At 62.1% G+C, this 20,309-nt stretch carries 20 protein-coding genes; 5 read left to right on the plus strand and 15 right to left on the minus strand.

All coding sequences use genetic code 11. The features are described from left to right. Positions 1-72: 72 nt before the first annotated feature. From hydA to preA, 3 genes are all read left to right on the plus strand, one after another. The gene (gene hydA, locus ACEN8E_RS16685; RefSeq protein ID WP_495589044.1) at positions 73-1,512 is read left to right on the plus strand and encodes a dihydropyrimidinase; all 1,440 of its coding nucleotides are present in this window, start codon (positions 73-75) and stop codon (positions 1,510-1,512) included. Positions 1,513-1,666: 154 nt separating this feature from the next. Further along, positions 1,667-3,034, plus strand: coding sequence for an NAD(P)-dependent oxidoreductase (locus ACEN8E_RS16690; RefSeq protein WP_495589045.1), 1,368 nt, complete (start codon positions 1,667-1,669; stop codon positions 3,032-3,034). Continuing rightward, positions 3,035-4,309 (plus strand): NAD-dependent dihydropyrimidine dehydrogenase subunit PreA, encoded by a 1,275-nt coding sequence (preA, locus tag ACEN8E_RS16695; RefSeq protein ID WP_495589046.1) that lies wholly within the window; start codon positions 3,035-3,037, stop codon positions 4,307-4,309. Between the two features lie 115 nt (positions 4,310-4,424). Here preA and ACEN8E_RS16700 read toward each other — a convergent pair whose 3' ends face one another. Continuing rightward, positions 4,425-5,045: a TetR/AcrR family transcriptional regulator gene (locus ACEN8E_RS16700; protein ID WP_008003535.1), complete on the minus strand. Its 621-nt coding sequence runs from the start codon at positions 5,043-5,045 to the stop codon at positions 4,425-4,427. Positions 5,046-5,180: 135 nt separating this feature from the next. Here ACEN8E_RS16700 and copC point away from each other — a divergent pair, with 135 nt between their 5' ends. Continuing rightward, positions 5,181-5,546: a copper homeostasis periplasmic binding protein CopC gene (gene copC / locus ACEN8E_RS16705; protein ID WP_495589047.1), complete on the plus strand. Its 366-nt coding sequence runs from the start codon at positions 5,181-5,183 to the stop codon at positions 5,544-5,546. 3 nt (positions 5,547-5,549) lie between these two features. Beyond that, positions 5,550-6,407, plus strand: a complete 858-nt coding sequence (gene copD / locus ACEN8E_RS16710) for a copper homeostasis membrane protein CopD (RefSeq protein WP_495589048.1) — start codon at positions 5,550-5,552, stop codon at positions 6,405-6,407. A gap of 98 nt (positions 6,408-6,505) precedes the next feature. On the opposite strand, the gene ACEN8E_RS16715 is transcribed toward copD, so the two are convergent. The 14 genes from ACEN8E_RS16715 to ACEN8E_RS16780 all read right to left on the minus strand — a co-directional run bounded on the left by ACEN8E_RS16715 (position 6,506) and on the right by ACEN8E_RS16780 (position 20,268). Next, positions 6,506-8,248 (minus strand): PAS domain-containing hybrid sensor histidine kinase/response regulator, encoded by a 1,743-nt coding sequence (locus ACEN8E_RS16715; RefSeq protein ID WP_495589049.1) that lies wholly within the window; start codon positions 8,246-8,248, stop codon positions 6,506-6,508. Beyond that, positions 8,232-9,395: an alcohol dehydrogenase-like regulatory protein ErcA gene (gene ercA, locus ACEN8E_RS16720; protein ID WP_495589050.1), complete on the minus strand. Its 1,164-nt coding sequence runs from the start codon at positions 9,393-9,395 to the stop codon at positions 8,232-8,234. The genes ACEN8E_RS16715 and ercA overlap by 17 nt, the downstream gene beginning before the upstream one ends. Before the next feature lie 210 nt (positions 9,396-9,605). Next, positions 9,606-10,748 carry a pyrroloquinoline quinone biosynthesis protein PqqE gene (gene pqqE, locus ACEN8E_RS16725; protein WP_495589051.1) on the minus strand — a complete coding sequence of 381 codons (1,143 nt, stop codon included), beginning with the start codon at positions 10,746-10,748 and terminating at the stop codon, positions 9,606-9,608. Then, the gene (gene pqqD, locus ACEN8E_RS16730) at positions 10,726-10,998 is read right to left on the minus strand and encodes a pyrroloquinoline quinone biosynthesis peptide chaperone PqqD (RefSeq protein ID WP_495589052.1); all 273 of its coding nucleotides are present in this window, start codon (positions 10,996-10,998) and stop codon (positions 10,726-10,728) included. Before pqqD ends, pqqE begins: the two co-directional genes overlap by 23 nt. Then, positions 10,995-11,747, minus strand: a complete 753-nt coding sequence (gene pqqC / locus ACEN8E_RS16735) for a pyrroloquinoline-quinone synthase PqqC (protein ID WP_495589053.1) — start codon at positions 11,745-11,747, stop codon at positions 10,995-10,997. Before pqqC ends, pqqD begins: the two co-directional genes overlap by 4 nt. Before the next feature lie 119 nt (positions 11,748-11,866). After that, positions 11,867-12,781, minus strand: coding sequence for a pyrroloquinoline quinone biosynthesis protein PqqB (pqqB, locus tag ACEN8E_RS16740; RefSeq protein ID WP_495589054.1), 915 nt, complete (start codon positions 12,779-12,781; stop codon positions 11,867-11,869). A gap of 55 nt (positions 12,782-12,836) precedes the next feature. Continuing rightward, positions 12,837-12,908 carry a pyrroloquinoline quinone precursor peptide PqqA gene (gene pqqA, locus ACEN8E_RS16745; RefSeq protein WP_003253598.1) on the minus strand — a complete coding sequence of 24 codons (72 nt, stop codon included), beginning with the start codon at positions 12,906-12,908 and terminating at the stop codon, positions 12,837-12,839. Between the two features lie 263 nt (positions 12,909-13,171). Beyond that, complete coding sequence (gene exaC / locus ACEN8E_RS16750) at positions 13,172-14,692, minus strand: acetaldehyde dehydrogenase ExaC (RefSeq protein WP_495589055.1); 1,521 nt, start codon at positions 14,690-14,692, stop codon at positions 13,172-13,174. Positions 14,693-14,944: 252 nt separating this feature from the next. Next, positions 14,945-16,720: a PQQ-dependent methanol/ethanol family dehydrogenase gene (locus ACEN8E_RS16755; RefSeq protein ID WP_429368324.1), complete on the minus strand. Its 1,776-nt coding sequence runs from the start codon at positions 16,718-16,720 to the stop codon at positions 14,945-14,947. A 260-nt stretch (positions 16,721-16,980) separates the two neighbouring features. Beyond that, positions 16,981-17,919, minus strand: a complete 939-nt coding sequence (locus ACEN8E_RS16760) for a quinoprotein relay system zinc metallohydrolase 1 (RefSeq protein ID WP_495589056.1) — start codon at positions 17,917-17,919, stop codon at positions 16,981-16,983. A gap of 16 nt (positions 17,920-17,935) precedes the next feature. Next, positions 17,936-18,697 carry a quinoprotein dehydrogenase-associated SoxYZ-like carrier gene (locus ACEN8E_RS16765; protein WP_495589057.1) on the minus strand — a complete coding sequence of 254 codons (762 nt, stop codon included), beginning with the start codon at positions 18,695-18,697 and terminating at the stop codon, positions 17,936-17,938. 9 nt (positions 18,698-18,706) lie between these two features. Continuing rightward, complete coding sequence (locus ACEN8E_RS16770; RefSeq protein ID WP_495589058.1) at positions 18,707-19,582, minus strand: substrate-binding periplasmic protein; 876 nt, start codon at positions 19,580-19,582, stop codon at positions 18,707-18,709. Between the two features lie 3 nt (positions 19,583-19,585). After that, positions 19,586-20,047 carry a cytochrome c-550 PedF gene (pedF, locus tag ACEN8E_RS16775; RefSeq protein ID WP_495589059.1) on the minus strand — a complete coding sequence of 154 codons (462 nt, stop codon included), beginning with the start codon at positions 20,045-20,047 and terminating at the stop codon, positions 19,586-19,588. Between the two features lie 56 nt (positions 20,048-20,103). Continuing rightward, positions 20,104-20,268, minus strand: a complete 165-nt coding sequence (locus tag ACEN8E_RS16780; protein ID WP_495593409.1) for a hypothetical protein — start codon at positions 20,266-20,268, stop codon at positions 20,104-20,106. Positions 20,269-20,309: the final 41 nt, after the last annotated feature.

Raw genomic sequence — 20,309 nt, forward strand, 5'->3', positions numbered from 1 at the left:
TTCTGTACGGACTGTTTTATATAAAACATCTAGAACCGGCATAAGCCGGTCAATGCCTGCGAGGAACTCGGAATGTCTCTGTTGATCCGTGGCGCCACCGTTATTACCCATGATGAAAGTTATCGCGCCGATGTGTATTGCGCAGACGGCGTGATCAGGGCCATCGGCGACAATCTCGATGTACCTGCAGGGGCCGAAGTGCTCGACGGCAGCGGTCAATACCTGATGCCCGGCGGCATCGACCCGCACACCCACATGCAACTGCCCTTCATGGGCACCGTGGCCAGCGAAGACTTTTACAGTGGCACGGCGGCGGGACTGGCCGGCGGCACCACCTCGATCATCGACTTCGTGATTCCCAATCCGCAGCAATCCCTGCTCGAAGCCTTCCATCAGTGGCGCGGCTGGGCCGAGAAGTCGGCGTCGGACTACGGCTTTCACGTCGCCATTACCTGGTGGAGCGAACAGGTCCGCGAGGAAATGGCCGAGCTGGTCAGCCAGCACGGCGTTAACAGCTTCAAGCATTTCATGGCCTACAAGAACGCGATCATGGCCGCCGATGACACCCTGGTGGCGAGTTTCGAACGCTGCCTGGAACTGGGCGCGGTGCCGACCGTTCATGCGGAAAACGGTGAACTGGTGTATCACCTGCAACGCAAGCTGATGGCCCAGGGCATCACCGGACCGGAAGCGCATCCGCTGTCGCGGCCGTCACAGGTTGAAGGCGAGGCCGCGAGCCGGGCGATCCGCATCGCCGAAACCCTGGGTACGCCGCTGTATCTGGTTCACGTTTCGACCAAGGAAGCCCTGGATGAAATCACCTACGCCCGGGGCAAGGGCCAACCGGTTTACGGCGAAGTGCTGGCCGGGCACCTGCTGCTGGACGACAGCGTCTACCGTGATCCGGACTGGCAAACCGCAGCCGGTTATGTGATGAGCCCACCGTTCCGCCCTCGCGGCCACCAGGAAGCGCTCTGGCATGGCCTGCAATCGGGCAACCTGCACACCACCGCCACCGACCACTGCTGCTTCTGCGCCGAGCAAAAGGCCGCTGGCCGCGACGACTTCAGCAAGATCCCCAACGGCACCGCCGGCATCGAAGACCGCATGGCGGTGTTGTGGGATGAAGGCGTGAACAGCGGACGCTTCTCGATGCAGCAATTCGTCGCGCTGACGTCCACCAACACGGCGAAGATCTTCAACCTCTACCCACGCAAAGGCGCGATCCGCGTCGGTGCCGACGCCGACCTGGTGCTGTGGGACCCGCAAGGCACACGGACCATTTCCGCCAAGACCCACCATCAGCAGGTGGACTTCAACATCTTCGAAGGCAAGACCGTGCGCGGCGTGCCCAGCCACACCATCAGCCAGGGCCGCGTGGTCTGGGCCGACGGCGACCTGCGGGCCGAGCGCGGTGCCGGGCGCTACATCGAACGGCCGGCGTACCCGGCGGTGTTTGATTTGCTGAGCAAGCGGGCTGAGCAGCACAAGCCGACGGCTGTGAAACGCTGAAATCGAGGCCTTCGGCCTTCGCGAGCAGGCTCGCTCCCACATTTGAAATGCATTCCCCTGTGGGAGCGAGCCTGCTCGCGAAGAGGCCGGTACAGACAACAAAAAAACAATGCCCATCAGAGGCAGCACCTCAAATCACCGTGAGGCCAAAACCGTGATCAAGACCCTGAGTCATCTCCCGCATCCCTACGAGAGTGCAGCCGCCCTCGCCGGCCACTTCACCGATCTGGCGCCGCCGCTGAACGAGCGCCAGGCTCACCTGGAAGCCTCGCGCTGCCTGTATTGCTACGACGCGCCCTGCGTGAATGCCTGTCCGAGCGAGATCGACATTCCCTCGTTCATCCGCAACATTGCGCAGGACAACGTGCAAGGCGCCGCGCAGAAGATCCTCTCGGCCAACATCCTCGGCGGCAGTTGCGCCCGGGTGTGCCCGACGGAAGTCCTTTGCCAGCAAGCCTGCGTGCGCAATAACGCCCACGAGTGCGCGCCAGTCATGATCGGCCTGTTGCAGCGCTACGCCGTGGATAACGCCCACTTCAGCGCCCACCCGTTCCAGCGTGCTGCCGCCACAGGCAAACGCATCGCCGTGGTTGGCGCCGGCCCCGCCGGTTTGTCCTGCGCTCACCGCAGTGCCATGCACGGGCACGACGTGGTGATTTTCGAGGCGCGGGAAAAGGCTGGCGGTCTCAACGAGTACGGGATCGCCAAATACAAACTGGTGGATGACTACGCACAACAGGAGCTTGAGTTCCTGCTGGACATCGGCGGGATCGAAATCCGCCACGGGCAGAAGCTCGGGGACAACCTGACCCTCAGTGAACTGCAGCAACAGTTCGATGCGGTGTTCCTCGGCCTCGGACTCAATGCCAGCAAACAATTGGGCCTGGCCCATGAAGATGCGCCTGGCCTGCTCGCCGCCACCGACTACATCCGTGAACTGCGCCAGGCCGATGACCTGACCCGACTGCCCCTGGCCGACCATTGCATCGTCCTCGGCGCCGGCAATACCGCCATCGACATGGCCGTGCAAATGGCCCGCCTCGGTGCCCGTGACGTGAACCTGGTGTACCGCCGCGGCGCCGAAGACATGGGCGCCACCCATCACGAACAGGACATTGCCAAGGCCAATCAGGTACGGCTCATGACCTGGGCGCAACCCGAAGCAGTGCTGCTCGATGACCACGGCCGTGTGCGCGGCATGCGTTTCGCCCGTACCCATCTGGTCGAAGGTTGCTTGCAAACCACCGGTGAAACTTTCGAACTGGCCGCCGACGCGATCTTCAAAGCCATCGGCCAGGCCTTCGACAGCAGCGCCCTCGCCGATCCGCTGGCCCGTGAACTCAAGCGTAAAGGTGAGCGGATAGAAGTGGATGAAAACCTGCGCACCAGCATCCCCGGCGTGTATGCCGGCGGCGACTGCACCAGCCTCGATCAGGACCTCACCGTGCAAGCGGTGCAACACGGCAAACGCGCCGCCGTGGCGATCAACGCTCAACTGATGCTCAACGTGGAGGCTGCGTAAATGGCCGATCTGTCGATTGTCTTCGCCGGCATCAAAGCACCCAATCCGTTCTGGCTGGCCTCCGCGCCTCCGACTGACAAAGCCTACAACGTTGTCCGCGCTTTCGAGGCGGGCTGGGGCGGCGTGGTCTGGAAAACCCTGGGTGAAGACCCGGCGGCGGTCAACGTGTCGTCGCGCTACTCGGCGCACTTCGGGGCTAACAGGGAGGTACTCGGTTTCAACAACATCGAGCTGATCACCGACCGTTCACTGGAGATCAACCTGCGGGAAATCACCCAGGTCAAAAAGGACTGGCCGGACCGTGCGCTGATCGTGTCGTTGATGGTGCCTTGCGTCGAAGAATCCTGGAAAAACATCCTGCCGCTGGTGGAAGCCACCGGCGCCGACGGCATCGAGCTGAACTTCGGCTGCCCCCACGGCATGCCGGAACGGGGCATGGGTGCGGCGGTCGGCCAGGTGCCGGAATACGTGGAACAGGTCACGCGCTGGTGCAAGACGTATTGCTCATTGCCAGTGATCGTCAAGCTCACGCCGAACATCACCGACATCCGTGTCGCCGCCCGTGCAGCCCACCGAGGAGGCGCCGATGCGGTGTCGTTGATCAACACCATCAACTCGATCACCAGCGTCAACCTCGAACGCATGGTCGCCAACCCCATGGTCGGCAGCCAAAGTACCCACGGCGGCTATTGCGGTTCGGCCGTCAAGCCGATTGCCCTGAACATGGTCGCCGAAATCGCCCGTGATCCGCAGACCCGGGGCCTGCCCATCAGTGGCATCGGCGGCATCGGCAACTGGCGCGACGCCGCGGAATTCATCGCACTGGGTAGCGGCGCGGTCCAGGTGTGTACGGCGGCGATGCTGCATGGCTTCCGGATTGTCGAAGACATGAAGGACGGCTTGTCACGCTGGATGGACAGTCAGGGCTACGCCAGCATCTCGGAGTTTTCCGGCCGCGCGGTGGGCAACACCACGGACTGGAAGTACCTGGACATCAACTACCAGGTGATCGCGAAGATCGATCAGGAGGCGTGCATTGGCTGTGGTCGTTGCCACATCGCCTGTGAGGACACCTCGCACCAGGCCGTGGCCAGCCTCAAGCAGGCGGATGGCACTCACAAGTATCAAGTGATCGATGAGGAGTGCGTGGGCTGCAATCTGTGCCAGATCACCTGCCCGGTGCAGGACTGCATCGAGATGGTGCCGGTGGAGACTGGCAAGCCGTTCCTGGACTGGAATCATGATCCGAGGAATCCGTATCACGTCAGTCCTTGAAATCTGCGGCGTCTGAACCGACGCCTTCGCGAGCAGGCTCGCTCCCACAATGGAATGCATTTCAATGTGGGAGCGAGCCTGCTCGCGAAGAGGCCAGCAGCCACACCACCCAACCTCAAGGCTCCAACCCGATCCCCCGCAAAATCACACTGGTCACCGTCTGCACCGCTTTTTCAAATTGCATGTCCGACAGCGGCTGATGGTCGTTGAGAATGTTCACCTGGTGATCGAAGTCGGCGTAGTGCTGGGTCGAGGCCCAGATCATGTACAGCAGGCTCGACGGCTCTACCGGCAGGATGCGTTTGTCGTCCACCCACTGGCGGATTTTCGCTTCCTTCATCTTGGCCCAGTCGTACAGGCTCGCGTCCAGCGCTGCGCCAAGGGTCGGCGCGCCATGGATGATTTCGTTGGCCCAGACTTTAGAACCATAAGGCCGGCTGCGGGAATGGTTCATCTTGGCGCGGATGTAGCTGCTGAGCACCACACGCGGGTCATCGAACATCTCGAAGCACAGCGCGTCCTGCTTCCACACTTCCAGCAAATCGAACAGCACCGCGCTGTACAGTTCGGTCTTGGTACTGAAGTAGTAATGCAGGTTGGAGCGCGGCAGCTGCACTTCGGCAGCGATGTCGGCCATGGCGGTGCCGCCGAAGCCCTTTTCAGCGAAGACCTTTTCCGCCCCCAGCAGAATCTTTTCGACGTTACTGCGACGAATCTCGATCTTGTGATTGCCCATGCGGGTCCCCGACAACAACATTGAGCAAGACTAGCATCCGCTCTGGAATGCGGCGACAGGGGAAAACGAAACTTCGTACAGCCGCTGTCGTAACGCTAAACTCTGCGCATCTGGAAACTGCCTGAGGAACTCACGATGCTGCTCAAGAAAACCCTGACCGTCGCGGCCCTGCTCGGCTCGCTGCTCGCCGCTTCTGCGGTGTTTGCCCATGCGCACCTGAAAAGCCAGACACCGGCCGCCGACAGCACCGTGACCGCGCCAACGGAACTGCGCCTGGAGTTCTCCGAGGGTGTCGAGGCCAGTTTCACCAAAGTCACCCTGACCAGGGATGGCGCACCGGTGGCGGTCAAAGCGCTGACCACCGAAGGCAGCGACAAGAAGACCCTGATCGTCACTCCAGCCGCGCCATTGACCGCCGGAGCCTACAAGGTCGAATGGCACGCCGTGTCGGTCGACACTCACAAAAGCGAGGGTGCCTACGCCTTCAAGGTTGGCCAGTAACTCATGGCGAGCGCGCTGGTGCTGTGCCGCTTCCTGCACTTCATCGTGGTGCTGATGCTGTTCGGGGCCTGGGTGTTCCGACCGTTGCTGGCGAATGGCGAAACCGCACTGGATCAGCGGCTGGCACGCACCTCCCATTGGCTGGCCGCGGTGGCGCTGGGCAGCGGGGTCTGCTGGTTGTTGCTGGTTACCGCAAGCATGGCCGGAGCCTGGGACGCGGCCTTCGATCCGCCGACCCTGCAGCTCGTGCTGGGCAATACCTTTTTCGGTCAGGTCTGGCGCTGGCATCTGCTGATCAACATGGCGTTGCTGGTGTTGTTGCTGACACCACTACGCGCCAGCCTTGCGCCGCGTCTGATCCTCAGCGGTCTGCTGGTGGCCACGCTGGCTCCGGTCGGTCATGGCGCCATGCTCGATGGCACCGCAGGACATTTGCTGATCCTCAATCAACTCATTCACTTGATCTGCGTGGGTGCCTGGCTTGGCGGTTTGATGTTGTTGGTGATGATCCTGCGCCAGCCTGCCGGGCATTCGATCCGCTTGATGTTGCAGCGCTTCAGCGGCGTCGGCTACGGGTTGGTCGCCGGGCTGCTGTTCACCGGGCTGATCAATGTGCGGGTGCTCACCGGGGCCTTCTGGCCAACGCCGCTGTTCAGCGGGTTCGCTTTGATCCTGTTGATCAAGGCGTTGCTGGTGGCCGCGATGTTGGGCCTGGCGTTGTTCAATCGCTTGCGGATCAATGATTGCGAGCAGCGTCTGCAAACACTGCGCACCAGCGTGATGCTGGAGTGGATGCTGGGGCTTGGCGCAGTGGCGGCCGTTTCATTGCTCGGCACCCTGCCCCCCATGATTTCCAGCTGACACCCCTCCCCCCTTGTAGGAGCGAGCTTGCTCGCGATGAACTGGACAACGCCGAGGGGCATCAGGATGCCAGCGTTATCGTTGACGACCATCGCGAGCTAGCTCGCTCCTACAGGGAACAACAATTGACTCAACACCGCTCGCAACTTGCCGGGCTTCACCGGTTTGTTCAGCAACGGCGCGTTGAGCCGCTGCAACGCACGCCGACAATGGTCGGTACGGTCGGCCGTAATGATCACCGCGGGTATGTTCTGCTGGAAATGCTCGCGCAAATGTCGCACTACATCACAGCCGACCACCCCGTGATCGAGATGATAATCCGCGAGAATCAGCTCCGGCGCCTGCCCGCGTAACGTCGCCAGCGCAGACGCTTCATCGGTGGCGGTCAGAACCTCGCAGCCCCACTGCCCGAGCAACGCACTCATGCTGTCGAGAATGCTCACTTCGTTGTCGATCACCAGCAGACGGCGTCCCGGCAGCGGGTTGCCGGTGCCCGGTTGTGGCACCGCCTGGCTCACGGGCAACGGAACCTCACGGGATATCGGCACCTCGATGCTGAACATCGAGCCACGCCCCGGCAACGAGTACACGCCGACTTTATAGCCAAGGATCTTGGCGATGCGTTCGACAATCGCCAGCCCCAGGCCCACGCCCTTGCGGTCGGCGGCGCGGCCGACGTCCAGCTGGTTGAACTCGAGGAAGATCGAATCGAGCCGGTCTGCGGCGATGCCACGCCCGGTGTCCCAGACCTCCAGGCGCAACATCTCGCCTCGGCGCCTTGCCCCCAGCAGGATGCTGCCTTCATCGGTGTAGCGGCAGGCATTGCTGAGAAAATTGCGCAGGATCCGGGTCATCAGGCGCAAGTCGGTGCTGATGGCGTAATCGGCCATGCGCACCCGCAGGTTCAAGCCGGCCGCCTGCGCGACGGACTGGAATTCCGAGACCAGCGGCCCGAGCAGTTCGTCCAGGCGGTATGGCGCGATGTCCGGCTTGACCGCGGCCTGATCGAGCCGGGAGATGTCGAGCAGATCCGTCAGCAGGTCTTCGGCCCCTTCCAGGGCCTGGTGGGTACGCTCCACCAGCACCTGTTCGGTGTCCGGCAACTTGCGTTCGCGCAAGGTCGAAATCAGCAACCGCGCGGCATTCAGCGGTTGCAGCAGGTCGTGGCTGGCGGCGGCGAGGTATTTGTCCTTGCTGTGATTGGCCGCCTCGGCGGCATCGCGAGCGTCGCGCAAGGCCTCGGCGATCTGTTTACGCTGGATGATCTGCTGCTGAAGGTTACGGTTGGCTTCGAGCAGTTCATTGGTGCGCGCGACGACGCGCAGCTCCAGTTCGTCATTGAGTTGCTGCAGGCGTTGCTGGGCCTGCTTGCGCTCGGTGATATCGGAAACGAACCCCTCCACCAGCCCTTCCTGGCCGGGCTTGAGCAGCAGGTTCATCAACACATCGAGGTGACTGCCGTCCTTGCGCCGCAAGCGGGTTTCATAGCCGTGCAGGCTGCGCTGGTGCCTGAGGATTTCGCCGATGTCTTCCAGCTCCTGCGCGCCGTCGACAAACAGGGTGCTCGCCAGGTCGGTCAGGGAGAACAGCACCTCCTGCGGGTCCTGGTAGCCCAGCATGCGTGCCAGCGCCGGATTGGCGGCACGCATGCCATCGTGCAGGCTGGCCTGGAAGATCCCGTGCACCGCGTTTTCGAACAGCCACTTGTAGCGGTTACGCTCGGCTTCCAGATCATCCAGGCGCGCAGCCAGTTCCGGGTAATGACTCTTGCGCGCCGAATGGCTGCCCAGCCCCAGCAGCCCGGCCAGGGCCCGTTGTTGCTCGTCAGAGGGCTTCGCCATAGACGACCTCGACATCACGCTGGCTGGATTCGCGCGGGTTGGTCAGGATGCACGGATCGTCCATGGCATGTTGTGACAGGAACGGAATGTCCGAGGTCCTGACGCCATGCAAACCGAGGGTTTCGTGAAAGCCGATGGCATGCTTGAGAGCGATCAGGTGTTCCACCAGACGCCCGCAGATCTGCCGGTGATTCAGGCCCCGGCAGTCGATGCCGAAGGTCTCGGCGATCACCTTGAAGCGCTCCGGTGCCGAGTTGTAATTGAAGGCCACCACGTGTTCGACGAGCACCGCGTTGCACAGGCCGTGGGGCAGGTCGAGAAAGCCGCCGAGGCTGTGGGACATGGCATGCACGGCACCCAGGATTGCGTTGGAAAATGCCAGCCCGGCCTGCATGCTGCCGAGCATGATCTTCTCGCGCAGGGCGATGTCGGTCGGGTTGGCGATCATTTGCACCAGGTTGCCATTGATCAGGCGCATCGCCTCCAACGCATGAGGGTCGGTCAGCGGCCCGTGGCCGGTGGACACGAAGGCTTCGATGGCATGCACCAACGCGTCGATGCCGGTACAGGCCGACAGGAACGGATCCATGCTCAGGGTGGTTTCCGGGTCGATCAGCGAAACGTCCGGCACCACCGCCTTGCTGACGATGGAGAACTTCATGCGCTCCTGCTGGTTGGAAATGATCACGAATTGCGAGACGTCGGCGGAGGTGCCGGCAGTGGTCGGGATCAGGATCAGCGGCGGGCTGGGCACGCGGATGGTGTCCACGCCCTCGAATTCGAGAATGCTGCGACCATGGGCGACGACGATGCCGATGCCCTTGCCGCAGTCCATCGGGCTGCCGCCTCCGACGGCGACGATCACGTCGCAGTGGTTTTCCCGGTACAGCTCGGCGCCGCGCATCACCTCTTCGACCCGCGGGTTGGGCGAGACATCACTGTAAAGGCAGTAGTCGATGCCCAGCGCCTGCAGGCTGGCTTCGACATCGGCGACCCAGCCGGCGGCAATCACGCCGGGATCGCTGACCACCAGGACCTTGCGCGCGCCAAAGGTCTTGGCATAGTTGCCGACATTGTGCCGGCTACCGGCACCGAAGATGATTTCAGGTGAAACGAATTTACGCAGCTGGTTGAGACTCTGGCTCATTGGAAAGCCTGTTTTTATTGTTTTGGAAGGTAAAAGCCACACTAAACCATCCAGCTGCGAATGCAATCAGACCAATGGGTAGCCCATTCGAATTCACCGCAGCCCCCTGTAGGAGCGAGCCTGCTCGCGAAGGAGTGTCAGCAAAACAGGTGTCGACTGACACACCATCGCGAGCAGGCTCGCTCCTACAAGGGATTTGTGCTGCTTGATTTATCCGCGATAGATCAGCCGCGACGCCTTCTCATTGCGCAATGTCAGGTGCTCCATCCCCAACCCCGGTGCCTCGGCTTCTTCGCGAGCCTTGAGGATCACGCCGTGGTGCGCGGACTTGCTGCACACCGGGTCGGCATTGGCGGCGTCACCGGTCAGCATGAAGGCCTGGCAACGGCAACCCCCCAGGTCCTTGTGCTTTTCGTCACAGGAGCGGCACGGCTCCTTCATCCAGTCATCGCCGCGAAAACGGTTGAAGCCGAACGAGTCGTTCCAGATGTGCGAGAGGCTGTGCTCGCGCACGTTGGGAAACTGTACCGGCAATTGCCGGGCGCTGTGGCAAGGCAATGCCGTGCCATCGGGGGTGATGTCGAGAAACAGGTTGGCCCAGCCGTTCATGCAGGTCTTGGGACGCTCTTCGTAGTAGTCGGGGGTGACGAAGATCAGCTTGCAGGGATGGCCCTGCGCCTCAAGCCGCTGGCGATATTCGTTGGTGACGCGCTCGGCCCGTAGCAATTGTTCACGGGTCGGCAGCAGGCCGACGCGATTGAGTTCGGCCCAGCCATAGAACTGGCATGTGGCGAGTTCCACAAAGTCCGCCTCCAGCTCCAGGCACAGCTCGATGATCTGCTCGATCCGGTCGATGTTGTGCCGATGGGTGACGAAGTTCAGCACCATCGGATAGCCCTGGGCTTTCACCGCCCTGGCCATCGCGAGTTTCTGGGCGAAGGCCTTGCGCGAACCGGCCAGCATATTGTTCACCGCTTCGTCGGCGGCCTGGAAACTGATCTGGATATGGTCCAGCCCGGCTACCTTGAAGTCACGTACCTTCTGCTCGGTCAGGCCGATGCCGGAGGTGATCAGGTTGGTGTAGTAGCCCATGTCCCGGGCGGCCTTGATCAGTTCGGCGAGGTCCTGACGTACCAGCGGCTCGCCACCGGAAAAGCCCAATTGCGCGGCCCCCATGTCCCGCGCTTCACGGAATACGCGGATCCATTCTTCCGTGCTCAGTTCCTCGCCGTGCCGGGCAAAATCCAATGGATTGGAACAGTACGGGCATTGCAGCGGGCAGCGGTAAGTCAACTCGGCAAGCAGCCACAACGGCGGTCCGGGCAGCGCCTCACTCGATCCAGAATTGCGCATGGGCCACCTCCAGAAACGCCAGCACGTCTTCGTCGATCCCCGGTACTCCGGGGAAATTCGCGCTCAATCGCTCAATGATCGCCGCCACGCTGCGCTGGCCGTCCACCAGGTCGAGAATCTGTCCGGCACTGCTGTTGAGCTTGATCATGCCTTCGGGGTACAGCAGCACATGGCAGGCCTGACGGGGCTCCCATTGCAGACGAAAACCGCGACGCAAGGCCGGTGACTGCTGGCGATCGATCAGGCTCACAGGGCGATCCCCCGGTGCCAGACGTTGTCGCCGGTGACCGTATGATACGGCGGGCGCGCAAGCTCATAGGCCATGCTCATGGCATCGAGCATGCTCCACAGCACGTCGAGCTTGAACTGTAGAATCTCCAACATGCGTCGTTGCCCCTCGGCCGTCACGTAGTGCGCCAGGGTGATGCGCAAGCCATGTTCGACATCACGCCGCGCCTGGCTCAGGCGCGTGCGGAAATAGTCGTAGCCTGCGACGTCGATCCACGGGTAATGGGTGGGCCACGCATCGAGTCGCGATTGATGAATCTGCGGGGCAAAGAGTTCGGTCAGCGAACTGCTGGCCGCTTCCTGCCAACAGGCGCGACGGGCGAAATTGACGTAGGCATCCACCGCAAACCGCACCCCGGGCAATACCAGTTCCTGGGACAGAATCCGCTCGCGATCCAGCCCGACGGCTTCGCCCAGGCGCAGCCAGGCTTCGATACCGCCCTCGCTGCCGGGGACGCCGTCGTGGTCGAGAATCCGTTGCAGCCATTCCCGGCGCACGTCACGGTCCGGGCAGTTGGCCAGAATCGCAGCGTCTTTCAGGGGAATGTTGACCTGATAGTAGAAGCGATTGGCGACCCAGCCCTGGATCTGCTCGCGGCTGGCGCGTCCGGCGTACATGGCCTGGTGGAACGGATGATGGATATGGTAGTAGGCGCCCTTCGCGCGCAGGGCGGCTTCGAATTCTGTGGGGGTCATTGCGTTGTCAGTCATTGCGGTTCTCCGGAAAGTTCTGCGGCGTCTGGTCTGGCTTCTTCGCGAGCAGGCTCGCTCCCACATTGAAAATGCGGTGCCCCCTGTGGGAGCGAGCCTGCTCGCGAAGGGGCCATCGACTACAACTCAATACCCATGCCGTCATAGGCCACTTCGATCCCCCGCCGCTCCAGCAGCGCCCGCTCGGCCGAGTTTTCATCGAGGATCGGATTGGTGTTGTTGATGTGGATCAGCACCTTGCGCTGGCGGTTGAACCCCTCCAGCACTTCAAGCATCCCGCCGGGGCCGCTTTGTGCGAGGTGCCCCATTTCGCTGCCCAGGCTCTGGCCGACTTCGCACAGACGCATCTCATCGTCGCGCCACAGGGTGCCGTCCAGCAGCAGGCAATCGGCACGCTGCATCCAGCCCAGCACTTCATCGTCGATTTGCCCGAGGCCCGGGGCATAGAACAGCGAGGCGCCGTTGCGCAGGTCTTCAATGAACAGGCCAATGGTGTCGCCCGGTTGCGGGTTGCCGCGATTGGGCGAATACGGCGGCGCGTTGCTCACCAGGGGAATCGCACGGAATTGCAAATGCTCGCAGGCCGGGATGCCGAACGGCTGGCGATCGAGGCCGACCGGTTGCCATTGCAGTCCGCCGTTCCAATGCCCAAGCATCTCGAACAACGGGAAACCACTGCTCAGGTCCTGATGCACGCGCTCGGTGCACCACACCGCATGCGGACAGCCTTCGCGCAAACTGAGCAAACCGGTGCAATGGTCGATCTGGCTGTCCAGCAGCACGATGCCGGCGATGGCGCTGTCACGCAGTCGCCGCGCCGGTTGCAGGGGCGCAAAACTCTCGAGTTGCGCGCGAATGTCCGGTGAAGCGTTGCACAGCACCCACGCCACACCGTCGTCACTCAGGGCAATCGACGACTGCGTACGGCGCTGTGCCTGGAGGCTGCCATTGCGCACGCCGGCGCACTGGCGGCAGTTGCAGTTCCACTGCGGGAAGCCACCGCCGGCTGCGGAACCGAGAACGCGGATGTACATGGCAGATACTCCGAAAGGCAGGCCCGGCCAACGCATCGGCTGGCCGGGTGATCAATCAACGGTTGGCGAAATACATCGTCACTTCGAAGCCAATGCGCAAATCGGTAAACGCGGGTTTAGTCCACATGGGTCATTCCTCTTCTTGTGCCCGGGTGATTCCGGTAATGCCATTAATGCACGGGGCGTCGAGCGCCCGAATGCTACTTTCGAAGGAGCTTTGGGGGTGATTTGGTAGGGGGTATGCGATCGTCATGTACACACAAATACTGTAGGAGCGAGCTTGCTCGCGATGATCCCGAGAACGCCACGGGGCACCAGGCTTCCCGCGTTATCGTTGACGACCATCGCGAGCAGGCTCGCTCCTACAGGTTATGCGTCGTGCTCAAGGAATCAGAAGAACCCCAGCGGGTTGATGTCGTAGCTCACCAGCAGGTTTTTGGTCTGCTGATAGTGGTCGAGCATCATCTTGTGGTTTTCCCGACCGACGCCGGACTTCTTGTAGCCACCAAACGCGGCGTGCGCCGGGTACAGGTGGTAGCAGTTGGTCCACACGCGCCCGGCCTTGATCGCCCGGCCCATGCGGTAGGCGCGGTTGATGTCGCGGGTCCACAGGCCGGCACCGAGGCCGAACTCGCTGTCGTTGGCGATGGCCAGGGCTTCGGCTTCGTCCTTGAAGGTGGTGACACCCACCACCGGGCCAAAGATTTCTTCCTGGAACACACGCATCTTGTTGTGGCCCTTGAGCAGTGTCGGCTGGATGTAGTAACCGCTGGACAGGTCGCCTTCCAGACGCTCGGCCGCGCCGCCGGTGAGCAGCTCGGCGCCCTCCTCCTGGGCGATGGTCAGGTACGAGAGGATCTTGTCGTATTGCTGTTCGGACGCCTGGGCACCAACCATGGTCTCGGTGTCCAGCGGGTTGCCGCGCTTGATCTTGACGATCTTCTTCATCACCTCGGCCATGAACGGCTCGTAGATCGACTCCTGCACCAGCGCCCGGGACGGACAGGTGCAGACTTCGCCCTGGTTGAAGAACGCCAGCACCAGGCCTTCGGCGGCTTTTTCGATGAACGCAGGTTCCGCGTTCATGATGTCTTCGAAGAAGATGTTCGGCGACTTGCCGCCCAGTTCGACGGTGCTGGGAATGATGTTCTCGGCGGCGCAATGCATGATGTGCGCACCCACCGGGGTCGAACCGGTGAAGGCGATCTTGGCGATGCGCTTGCTGGTGGCCAGGGCCTCGCCGGCTTCGCGACCGAAGCCCTGGACGATGTTCAGTACGCCCGCCGGCAGCAGGTCGGCGATGAGCTCGGCGAAGACCATGATCGACAGAGGTGTCTGTTCGGCGGGCTTGAGCACGATGCAATTGCCCGCCGCCAGGGCCGGGGCGAGTTTCCAGGCGGCCATCAGCAGCGGGAAGTTCCACGGAATGATCTGCCCGACCACGCCCAGCGGCTCATGGAAGTGATAGGCCGTGGTCAGCTCGTTGATCTCGGCGGCACCGCCTTCCTGGGCGCGGATGCAGCCGGCGAAGTAACGGAAATGGTCGGCCGCCAGCGGCACGTCGGCGTTGAGGGTTTCGCGCACGGCCTTGCCGTTGTCCCAGGTTTCGGTGACGGCCAGGACCTCAAGGTTCTGCTCGATGCGATCGGCGATTTTCAGCAGCACCAGGGCGCGATCCTGGGCCGAGGTCTTGCCCCAGGCGTCGGCGGCGGCATGGGCAGCGTCGAGGGCCATGTCGATGTCGGCGGCGCTGGAGCGCGGGAATTCGGCAATCACTTCGCCGTTGACCGGCGAGGTATTGGTGAAGTACTCGCCATTGACCGGCGCGACGAATTCGCCGCCGATAAAGTTGCCGTAGCGCGGCTTGAAGGTAATGACGGCGCCTGGGGTTCCGGGTTGTGCGTAGATCATGATGGGCCTCTGTCTGGGTCGGAGCCTGTCGTGCTGACAGGCGATGAGCCGATACTAGAGAGCCCCGCGTACCAGACGAATGCATCGTTGGCAGGAGGGGCTCTCGTTATTTGGTCGTAGGTTCTGCACCGATCCCTGTAGGAGCGAGCTTGCTCGCGATGGTCGTCAACGATGACGCTGGGCACCTGACACCCCATGGTGTTCTCAGGTTCATCGCGAGCAGGCTCGCTCCTACAGGATTGCGCATTGAGGTCAGTGTTTGGCTACCAGGTCCTTGGGCAGCTTGAAGGTCCAGAGCATGCCGCCCTGGTTGAAGTCCTTCACCCGCTTGGCCACTTCGCCCCCCCACAACGGTACGGCGCCACCCCAGCCGGAGAGCACCGAGACATACTGTTCGCCGTCCATTTCCCAGGTCACGGGCGAGCCGAGCACACCGGAACCGGTCTGGAACTCCCAGACTTTCTCGCCGGTCTTGGCGTTGAACGCCTGCAGGAATCCTTCAGGCGTACCGGTGAACACCAGGTTGCCCTTGGTGGTCAGCACCCCGCCCCACAGCGGCGCGTAGTTCTTGTGGCGCCACACTTCCTTGCCGGTTTTCGGATCGATGGCCCGCAACACGCCGATGTAGTCTTCGTTCAACGGCTTGATGGTGAATCCGGCGCCGAGGAACGCCGCACCTTTCTTGTAGGCGATGCCTTCGTTCCAGATGTCCATGCCCCATTCGTTGGACGGCACATAGAACAGCCCGGTGTCTTTGTTGTAAGCCATCGGCATCCAGTTTTTCGCACCGAGGAACGCCGGCGCGACGAAGACCGAACTGCCCTTGACTTCGGAACCCGGGGCACCGGGACGGCTGGCTTCGTTGTAGATCGGCCGGCCGGTTTTATCCAGGCCGGTGGCCCAGGTGATCTTGTCCACGAACGGGAAGCCACGGATGAATTTGCCGTTGGTACGATCCAGCACGTAGAAGAAACCGTTACGGTCGGCAGTGGCCGCCGCCTTGATCTCCTTACCGCCTTCGCTGTAATTGAACGACACCAGCTCGTTCACGCCGTCGTAATCCCAACCGTCGTGGGGCGTGCTCTGGAAGTGCCACTTGATGGTGCCGTCGTCCGGATTGAGTGCCAGGCGCGATGAGGAGTAGAGGTTGTCGCCAGGGCGCAGGTGCGAGTTCCACGGTGCAGGGTTGCCGGTACCGAACAGCAGCAGGTTGGTTTCCGGGTCGTAATAGCCGCCAAGCCAAGGGGCCGCACCGCCGGTTTTCCAGAGATCGCCCGGCCAGGTCTTGCCCGCCTCGCCACCGGAGATGCCGTTTTCCACCGCTTTGCCGTCCTTGTAGACGTAGCCCATATGGCCTTCGACCGTCGGCCGGGTCCACAGCAGGTCACCGTTTTTCGGGTCGTAGGCTTCGATCTTGCCCACCACGCCGAACTCGCCTCCGGCCACGCCGGTAATCAGTTTGCCGTTTATCACCAACGGCGCGGCGCTGATCGAGTAGCCTTCCTTGTGGTCGGCGACTTTCTTGCTCCAGACCACCTTGCCGGTGTCCTTGTTCAGCGCCACGAGCTTGGCGTCGAGGGTGCCGAAGATCACCAGGTCGCCATACAGCGCAACGCCACGGTTGATCACGTCGCAGCAGGGACGAATGTCATCCGGCAGGCGCGCATCGTATTGCCAGAGCTTCTTGCCGGTGCGCGCATCCACAGCGAATACTCGCGAGTAGGAACCGGTCATGTACATCACGCCGTCCTTGACCATCGGCTGCGCTTGCTGGCCACGCTGTTTTTCACCACCGAAGGAAAACGCCCAGGCCGGTCGCAGCTCCTTGACGTTGTCGACATTGAGAATGTCCAGCGGACTGTAGCGCTGCCCCTGGACACCCAAGCCGTTGGTCACGACCTGCTCGGGATTCTTCGGGTCCTGGAGAATGTCCTGGTCGGAAACCCCGGCCAATGCCTGGCCGGACAACAGCATGGCACTGAGCAGCAGGCTCAGGACGAAGGGCTGGCGACGTGCGGGTTGAGTCATGACGGCTTCCTCTGCAATTTTTGTTATGCCCGGGAAATTTTCCCGGTCTGGTGCAGATTCTTGGGCGCCGCCGCCCTGGCAACAATTGCCCGCAATGTGGAGTTTTCTAGTTCCTTGGTAGGGGGTTGGAATTTGCGCTCGACACGGATCTCCTGTGGGAGCGAGCCTGCTCGCGAAGGGGCCCTTACGATCAGAATTGAAGTTGCCTGATATACCGCTTTCGCGAGTAGGCTCGCTCCCACAGGGGATCGGCGTGTAGGTCAGTTGTCAGCGTTGGAATCCACCCGGCTCATCTGCCCGCGCTCGTAACGCGGGTACAAATGGCTGACGCTGCGAATCAGTTCGTATCGGCTCAGGTTGATCCCGGTGAAACGCTCGGGGATGGGGCTGCGGATCATCTCGGCCATGTCGCTGCCATTGGCGGCGCCGTCGCGCATAAGTTGATCGAGCCAGGTCAGGTAATCGCGCATCTGCTCGAAGGGTCGTGGATCGCTTGCCACCGGCCCGTGGCCGGGCACGACCAGCGTCCAGGGCAAGCCTTGCAGGGTCGCGATATCCGCCAGCCACTGCGCAAGCCCCGGACTGTTGGGCGTGGTCAGCGCCCGTTGATAAAACACCAGGTCCCCGGCAAACAGCACGCCGGTTTGCTGGTCGAGAATAGCCAGATCCGCGCCCGTATGCCCACCCAGGCTCAGCAGACGCAAATCGTGATTCCCAAAACTTGTCACGCCGGGCGTCAGCACCTGGCTGGGCAATACCATTTCGGTGCCGCGCATCCAGTCGCCGACCATTCGATACAGGTTCTCGGTCATGGCATCGCCTTGCTGATGCATCAGCCCGGTGGTGCCGGCCAAGGCACCGATCGGCACGTCGGTGAAGGCCTGGTTGCCCAGCACATGGTCAGGATGATGGTGGGTCAGCAACACCTGGATCACCGGCTTGTCGGTGGTGGCGGCAATCGCCTTGCGCATCGCTTCGCCGTAACGTTTCGACGGCCCGCTGTCGATCACTACCACACCACGTTCAGTGACGATGAACGCCGTGTTGACGATGTTGCCGCCGTTGGCCTTGGCGAAATTATCAGTGCTGCCCTCCAGCAACCAGGTGTCCTGGGCAATCTGCCGGGGCTTGAGCGAGTATTCGAGGTCGGCCAGGGTCGGCAGACTGACGCACAACACCATCAGCAGTATCCAGCGCATGCCACGCTCCTTTGGGTCAGGGAATTGATGCATCGAACTCATTGCCGCTGTTGTCCCGCAGTAACAGGCGCGTTTGCCCTGCCCCTACGATGTCGAAGGCCAGGTTGGGGTTTTCGCTGACGGCGGGAAACAGCTCCAGCCGGACCAGTACCTGGTCGCTGCGGTCGCGCAGTTCGGCATGGTTGATGAAGAACTCCGGAATGCCGCTGACCATGCCGTTGTCCATGGGATGGGCCACCTGCAAACGCAAACGATTGAACTCGCCCCGGGGATAGCGGCCGCCGAACACTTCGCCGATGTGCTCCTCCCAACCCGGCTGGCTGCGAACCACGCTCGGCGCGGTGCAGCCACCACCCGCCGCGTCGATCAGGGTCGAACCGACGTGCCACAGGCCGTCACGGGTCAACACCGCCGCGCGCAAGGGCGTGGCCTGTTCGATGCGAATGCGCAGCGACAGCCAGGGCAAAACGGAATCCAGCGGCTGGAAGTCGACGATTTTCGGTAAAGGGTTCAGCTCTGCCCAGGCGAGGATTTTCACCACCTCGCCATTGAACGCCCGGGCGTCGATTTCCAGCGGCACCTGCCGGGCGTCTTCGGCAAACGGCGGCGCCAGCAACTTGACCCGGTCATCGAAAACGAACGGTGCATCGCCAAGAAACTGCTTGTGATAGAACGTCCACATCACCGATGGCACCGGATCCTTGCCGGGATCGATATCGGCGGCCTGGGCCGCCAGGCTCAACCAGCAGGCCAACAGACAACTCCCTCGCCATTTCATCGCCTGCTCCTATTGATACATCTCGGGCACGTCATAACGCAGGCCGTAATGGCCGTAGATTGCCTTCACCGAGCCTTCGCGAATCAGGCCTTCGAGCGCCTCTTCCACGGCATAGGCCAGTTGACGGTTGCTTTCGTGAACCGCCATGCCGATTTCCCAAAGCTGCTTGCCCATGTTCGGGTAGGCGTTTTCTGCCAGTGCCACTTGCGGGTCGGCGGCCAGGTGTACCTGCCAGTCGATCTCGCCACGCATGGCCATCACCGCGTCGACCTCTCCGGCCTTCATCGCGGCAAACGCCTGGGGCACGCCGGGATAGTGATGAGTCTTGCCGGCGAGCATGCCGTTGAACACCGAGGTCAGGTAGAACGACGGTACGCTGTCGACTTCCACGCCAATCGGGTGTTGCTCGAACACCGCGACGCTGGCGACCTTGTCCAGCCGCCGACGGTCATAGGCCACCTGCCATTGTTCGTTCTGGTACGGACCGAACATCACCACATGGCCATTTTCCAGTTCGCCGAACTCATTACGTTTTTGCGCGTAGTCACGGTCGTAGGGCACGCGCATCATCAGGTCGGCCAGTTGCTGATTGTGCAAGGCACTGGCACGCCAGATGTAGTCGCGCAGGTCGTCATCGAGCTTTTCCCCGGCCGGCGCCCAGATCAGCGACAGGCGCACACCGAGTGCCTTGGCCAAGGCCTCGGCAATTTCAACATCGACCCCTTGGGGCTTTCCGCCGCTTTCGAAACTGTAGGGGGCGAAGTCCTTGTAGACCGCCACCTTCAGCTCCCCGGCGGCGATCATTTCGTCGTAGTTGCGAACCTGCGCCTGCGCCGGCTGGCAGCACAGCCACAGAGCGCCGAGCATCACCGCGAGCAGGCGCATGGGTCACTCCTCGACGTGCACAGTGTCCAGGTAGGTGCGCACCGCCCACAGCGCTTCCTGGCTCAGGTAGTCGGCCATCTTCGGCATGTACACCCGACCGTCGCGCACCGCGCCGTGGCGTACCCGTTCGGCGAACCATTCATCGCCCGACTCACCGACATCGAGCATGCGCAAGTCGGGGGCGATACCTCCGGACTTGGCTTCCAGGCCATGACAGGCCGCGCAGTTCTGGGTATAGGCCGAGGCGCCGATTTCCACTGCCTTGTCATGTTCCGGGGCGGTGCGATAAGGGTTTACCGCAGCCCAGCCGTCGGCATCGAGCTGCACACCGGCGTCCTTGATCGGCGTCAGTCCCTTGGTTTCCACAGCCTGGGGTACCACGTTGCCGTGGGCCCACACGGAACCTGCGCTGATAAGACCGGCCAGCAGCCCGGTCACGAGCAAGGCGTTGCGTTTTGTTGTCATTGTTCTGCCCTCAGGATTGCACGCAAAACCTCTTGTCAGAGGCTATGGCGGTCATCTTAGAAAGCCCTGCGCACAGGCCCCATGCTGCTTTGGTGGTCGCCATCTACTCCCTTGGTCGTAAGGCGATCGGTGGACTGCGGACGCGGGCCATGGAGCCGGTCGACGCCGATCAGGGTCAGGATCAGCAGAAACGGCAGGAGCAGTGTTTTGACGATACGCATGGTCAACCCCCTCCAGATCGATGGCCGTGGTTGCCCATGCT

It is taken from the genome of Pseudomonas sp. Pseusp9 (genome assembly GCF_059491265.1).